The following is a 5,206-nucleotide window of genomic DNA, read 5'->3' as shown; positions in this document are numbered from 1 at the left end:
CGCCATCAACTGACCCATGAAGGTTTTGGTGGCGGCTACGCCGATTTCCATGCCTGCGTGGGTGTCGATGACGCAATCGACGACGCGGGCGATCGCGCTATCGGTACGATTGGTGACGGCGAGGAGGCGGGAGTGATATTTGGGTGCTTTATCTTGGCGGCGCGATCGTTCGATTTCGACGGCGGCGAGGGTGTCTGCGGTTTCGCCGGATTGGGTAATCCCGATGGTGAGGGTGTTGGCGGTTAATGGTGGGGGTGAATAGCGAAATTCGGACGCATATTGAATGGCGGTAGGAATTTGAGCGAGTTCTTCGATCAGATATTTACCGATCATCCCCGCGTGGAGGCTGGTACCACAGGCGACGATTTGAATGCTTTCAAGATCTTTGTAGATCGATGCTGGGAGATCGAGTTTGAAGGGAGACTTCGTACTATCCGGAGTCCAATCGAGATCGAGATAGGCTTCGAGACAGGTGCGGACGACGGCTGGCTGTTCGTAGATTTCTTTCGCCATGAAATGCTTGAAACCTTGCTTTTCAACTGCGATCGGATTCCAAGTGATACTATGTGGCTGGCGGCGGACTTTGGCACCGTCAAAGGTAAATACTTCGACGCCATCACGGGTGAGTCGCGCCATTTCCCCATTTTCGAGGGGTAAGATCGTGCGGGTATATTGAACGATCGCGGGTGTATCGGAAGCGCAAAAATATTCACCGTCACCAATACCGATTACCAATGGTGCTTGCTGTCTGGCTAAAATTAGTTCGTCGGGATAGTCTGCCGAAATTACCGCGATCGCAAATGCGCCGGATAATTTGTGAACGGCTTGCTGGACTGCTACCATCAGGTTTTCAGCACCATCGGCAAAACATTGGCAGATCAGATGGGGGATGACTTCGGTATCGGTTTCCGATCGAAATTCATGTCCTTGTTTTTTTAAGGCTTCGCGCAGTTCGCGGTAGTTTTCAATAATGCCGTTTTGCACCACCGCCAACCGTCGGTTGGTATCTGTGTGGGGGTGCGCGTTATATTCTTCTGGCTTGCCGTGTGTCGCCCAGCGAGTGTGTCCGATGCCAATGGGGGCGCGATTTGTAGCGGTTTCAATTTTTTCGCGGAGGTTGTGTAGCTTCCCTTTAGCGCGAATACAGTCCAAATTACCTTCGACAACTGTGGCTACCCCAGCAGAATCATAACCTCTATACTCTAGTTTTTCTAATCCGGAAACCAGAATGGATTGGGCTGGTTGAGTGCCAATATAGCCAACAATTCCACACATATAGTCTATTTCTCCTGCAACGGCGATCCTAGTTTTGGTGCTCTAATGGCAATCTCATTACGATCGAGACCAGCCTCACTTTAATACTATAATTACCCAACTTGCGATCGAATGTAACAACTACTGCAAAAAATCTCCTAAAACATTGCCACTCGCCACCATCTACCCTTTACCATCTACTTCCTAATCCCTAAAGCTCAAAACCTAAAGCCTAAAGCCTAAATCGCGACTGATGACTGAAGGAACCACAACGTACCCTCAGCCTCTAGTCACGAGTGGGAACTAGTATGCTAGACCCATGCTGCGAGTAGTTTCCGCGCCTAAATACACGCGGATACTCAGGAAATCTGTAGGGCAAGCAGTTTCGCACCGTTTGCAACCGATACAATCTTCCGTGCGGGGTGAAGATGCAATTTGTTGAGCCTTGCAACCATCCCAAGGTACCATCTCTAATACGTCTGTCGGACAAGCCCGAACGCATTGAGTACAGCCAATACAGGTATCATAAATCTTGACGCTATGAGACATCCAATCATCCTCCCAACGATAAAGCTTTAGCAATGCTAAAACTTAAGAATCAAGGCTTAGTGTACCGCAGGCCCAGATACTAGTTCCCAAAAAGGCTACATAAGTTAAAGGTTTTTAACTTTTGAACCGTGGGCGTTGGCGTCAGTAGATAAATTCACATATTGCGCTAGTAACTGAAAATAGACTTAAAATGTACTCCTAAGTACTATTCACTACTTACCATCCACTATCCACTATTCACTAAAACAAAGGTTAAAATAAGATTTGACGCTCAGCATGGAAATCTAATGAGGGAATCAGAGTCTTTGGCGACTGAGGTGATTTTAACCCAGTCGCGAGAAGTACTGACCAAAGTCCAGTTGGATTGGACGCCACAACCCGGAAATTACATCGATTTGGATGGTCGGACTTATGCTGTCTTAGAACGCCGTCATCGCTATCAACTTCAATCGGGTCGCTACAAGTTACACAAAATTGCTCTCTATGTCCAGTCGGCAATTCGCCCGGAAGAGCAAAGCCTGATTGACGGTCAATGGGTGATTGGCGATGCTAGTTGTCAGTACAACGCTCGATCGAGTCTGCTTCGCTGCGCGGTACATCCTACTGGCCCCTGCGAGGGCTGTAAATATCGGGTCTAATGCAGTTTGACTTGACTATTTCAATGGTTTTGGCGATCGATTATCTGTAGTTTAGCGATCGATCGAGCCAATAAATAGCGATCTAATGTTTCAAATCGATCGGCACTATGTTGTCATCTTTGACACTTTGAGAAGGCTGCCAGTGGACTGCACATTTTGTATCAATTGTCAACGGCGATCGACATAACCCCCAGCGTATTTGATGTCACACATCACCCGATACTGGCGATGGTAGCCACAAGCGACGCCAGTCAGCCGAAACTGGGGTTGAAACATGTTTATGCGATGACCGCGATCGCGGACACCATCATCGATGATGAGGTCGCGGACGACAGCTTGAGCCGTAGCTGGCCCATAGGCAATGTTTTCGCCAGCGATCTTTTGCCACTTACCATACCGTGACATGCGTTGATAGGGAGTACTGCCATCGCTGCCCTGATGACCTGTAGTGCCCTTCACACCTTGGTCGCGAACTAGATCGCGGGCGGCGAGGGTTAGTCCGCGTGAGAGCTTTAATGTCGATACCGGACGGGTTTTTTGGAGGAACCTGATGGCTTCATCAATTGCTGGCGTTCCTTCTTGAGTGATGAGATAAAGTCGATCGCTTAACTTAGCTTTTTTGCCGTTAAATCTGCTTCGCCAACTGAGTAACACTTTGCGATAGGCGGGTGGATTGCTTCTGGCTCGATTCATTTCGCCGATAATCGATCGCTCTACTTTGGATAAACTAATTGCGGTTTGGGTATTGAGGGCGATCGAGATCGTGCGGATGGTGGGTTCGTTTGGCAGTGGTAAAGGAGATCGAGCTGCACCTCCGACTGCTAAAAGTGGCAAGCTCGATCGATGGTTGTCGATGATGCTGGAGTTTCCCAGCCGCGATTGTCGATCGGGTATGGGCAATAATGAAATCGAGATTGTGGCAAGACCGATCCAAACTTTGTTCACAGTCAACTAATGGCTATCTGCATAATAATCGTCATTCGCTATTGAATAGCTACCATATTATTCAACTAAATTAAATAAAATCCGTGAATTTTTAAAGATGGTTGAAAGATTTGTGTACAATGTGGTCGGCGATGGCATTTTGCCAGCCTTGCCAATGTGCAAGTGCCTAGTGCAGAGCACTGCATCGATTTTCAACATTATTAAATCCAGGTAAACTTTGATGAATCCATTAATCGGAATGCTGGCAAGTCAACTAGGCGGCCCTGTCGTCCAACAAATCAGTCAACAAATTGGTGCCGACAATGGCACTACCAAATCGGCGGTCGGGATGGCGCTACCGATGCTACTGTCGGCAATGGGCAACCATGCAGCTACTCCAGATGGTGCAGATGCCATCAATCAAGCGACTCAGCAACACGATGGCTCGATTTTGGACAATCTGATGGGATTTGTGGGTAATGCTGGTGCAGCGAACATGGGCAGCGCTCTGCTCGGTCAGGTGTTAGATGGTGGATCGCAGAATACGATCGCGAGTAATATCGGTCAACAGACGGGGATGGATAATGGCACTGTCACCCAATTATTGGGAATGCTCGCCCCGATTGTCATTGCGGCGATCGGTAAATTTAGCCAACAAAGTGGTACCGATCCCAGTAGTATGGCGCAAACCCTGGGCGGTGCTAGCGGTGATAACGATTTAATCGGGATGGCAACAAAAATGCTCGATGCCGATGGTGATGGCAATCCCATTAACGATCTGGGGAATATTATTGGTAAGCTGTTTTAGTCATTGGTGTAGCCTACTGAATAAATTGCTGGTGACTAGTTGCTCGGCTAGGTAGATGCAAGCTAGGTCTATATCTAGATTAATTAGTCACCAGTCAATATTCTGATACAATAAATTGCTGTTTGGGGCTGTAGCTCAGTAGGATAGAGCGATCGCCTCCTAAGCGATAGGCCGTGGGTTCGATTCCCGCCAGTCCCGTGCGTTGTCTGCATTGATAAATTGTGGTAACTTGAGCCTAGCAAATGCTAGGCGCAGTCTAGCGATCGCATCTGTCCTCTCCAAGCTCCTTGCAGCATGGCGCATCATCACACCCTCCCCCGATCTCCTTCGTCCCCACGTCACAAGCAGCGTCACCGTCATCGTTGGCGATTGTTGAAACTCTTGCTGCCGATTTCACCATTAATAATGCCGATCGGTTGGTTCTGCTATCGAGAGTTAGAAAATACCTGGATTCAACCTCAAGCAATCTTTGTCCTCGGTGGCGAAGAGGAGCGCGAAATCTTCGGTGCAAAATTTGCACACATCCACCCCAATTTACCCGTATGGATTTCTAGCGGTGCGCCGCCGGGATATGCCAAGCGGGTGTTTAAAAAGGCTGGGGTATCGCCTGAAAACCTGCATCTGGATTATCGGGCGATCGATACAGTGACGAACTTCACAACTCTAGTCGATCGATTTGAGTCCAAAGGGATTACCAGTGTTTATCTAGTTACCTCTGACGACCATATTCACCGCGCACGCGCGATCGGTGAAATTGTGTTTGGTAGTCGGGGCATTAAAGTCAAACCTGTAACTTTTGTCAGTGGTAGACCCGTCGAACCAGTGCGGAAAACGGTGCGAGATAGCTTCCGCTCTCTGTTCTGGCTGGCTACTGGCTACGCTGGCGGTAAGTAGGGATTGGCCGCCGATTGAAATCGGGGCTTGTGATGCAAAGTCCGCCTACGCGGACTAATAAACTAGTCCGCGTAGGCGGACTTCGCATCATCAGCCGAGACTTCAGTCTCCAGGCATCTCTTAACCTGGACTCACGTTC

6 protein-coding genes and 1 tRNA gene are annotated in these 5,206 nt (G+C 48.8%); 4 read left to right on the top strand and 3 right to left on the bottom strand.

Annotated features, from left to right (window positions below; all coding sequences use genetic code 11):
- Both glmS and psaC read right to left on the bottom strand, forming a co-directional pair.
- Nucleotides 1-1,275 (bottom strand): glutamine--fructose-6-phosphate transaminase (isomerizing) (gene glmS, locus RMO35_RS11820; RefSeq protein ID WP_309741429.1); only part of this gene is annotated, 1,275 nt, incomplete at its 3' end.
- A gap of 282 nt (nt 1,276-1,557) precedes the next feature.
- Nucleotides 1,558-1,803 carry a photosystem I iron-sulfur center protein PsaC gene (gene psaC, locus RMO35_RS11815; RefSeq protein WP_295620893.1) on the bottom strand — a complete coding sequence of 82 codons (246 nt, stop codon included), beginning with the start codon at nt 1,801-1,803 and terminating at the stop codon, nt 1,558-1,560.
- Between the two features lie 287 nt (nt 1,804-2,090).
- Between psaC and RMO35_RS11810 the strand changes: the two genes are divergently transcribed.
- A complete protein-coding gene (locus RMO35_RS11810; RefSeq protein ID WP_309741428.1) occupies nt 2,091-2,441 on the top strand; it encodes a DUF6464 family protein in 351 nt (116 codons plus the stop codon).
- Nucleotides 2,442-2,609: 168 nt separating this feature from the next.
- On the opposite strand, the gene RMO35_RS11805 is transcribed toward RMO35_RS11810, so the two are convergent.
- Nucleotides 2,610-3,386, bottom strand: coding sequence for a CAP domain-containing protein (locus RMO35_RS11805; RefSeq protein ID WP_309741427.1), 777 nt, complete (start codon nt 3,384-3,386; stop codon nt 2,610-2,612).
- Nucleotides 3,387-3,606: 220 nt separating this feature from the next.
- Here RMO35_RS11805 and RMO35_RS11800 point away from each other — a divergent pair, with 220 nt between their 5' ends.
- From RMO35_RS11800 to RMO35_RS11790, 3 genes are all read left to right on the top strand, one after another.
- Nucleotides 3,607-4,173 (top strand): DUF937 domain-containing protein, encoded by a 567-nt coding sequence (locus RMO35_RS11800; protein WP_309741426.1) that lies wholly within the window; start codon nt 3,607-3,609, stop codon nt 4,171-4,173.
- Between the two features lie 124 nt (nt 4,174-4,297).
- Nucleotides 4,298-4,371 (top strand) — tRNA-Arg (locus tag RMO35_RS11795).
- A 96-nt stretch (nt 4,372-4,467) separates the two neighbouring features.
- Nucleotides 4,468-5,067 (top strand): YdcF family protein, encoded by a 600-nt coding sequence (locus tag RMO35_RS11790; RefSeq protein ID WP_309741425.1) that lies wholly within the window; start codon nt 4,468-4,470, stop codon nt 5,065-5,067.
- Nucleotides 5,068-5,206 lie beyond the last annotated feature (139 nt).

Source organism: Chamaesiphon sp. OTE_20_metabat_361, assembly GCF_031364565.1.
This window is presented reverse-complemented; position numbering and strand designations above follow the sequence as displayed.

Bases quoted from the DNA above. Each gene is read 5' to 3' on its own strand.
- RMO35_RS11810 (WP_309741428.1), top strand. From the start codon at position 2,091: ATGAGGGAATCAGAGTCTTTGGCGACTGAGGTGATTTTAACCCAGTCG.
- psaC (WP_295620893.1), bottom strand. From the start codon at position 1,803: ATGTCTCATAGCGTCAAGATTTATGATACCTGTATTGGCTGTACTCAA.
- RMO35_RS11790 (WP_309741425.1), top strand. From the start codon at position 4,468: ATGGCGCATCATCACACCCTCCCCCGATCTCCTTCGTCCCCACGTCAC.
- RMO35_RS11800 (WP_309741426.1), top strand. From the start codon at position 3,607: ATGAATCCATTAATCGGAATGCTGGCAAGTCAACTAGGCGGCCCTGTC.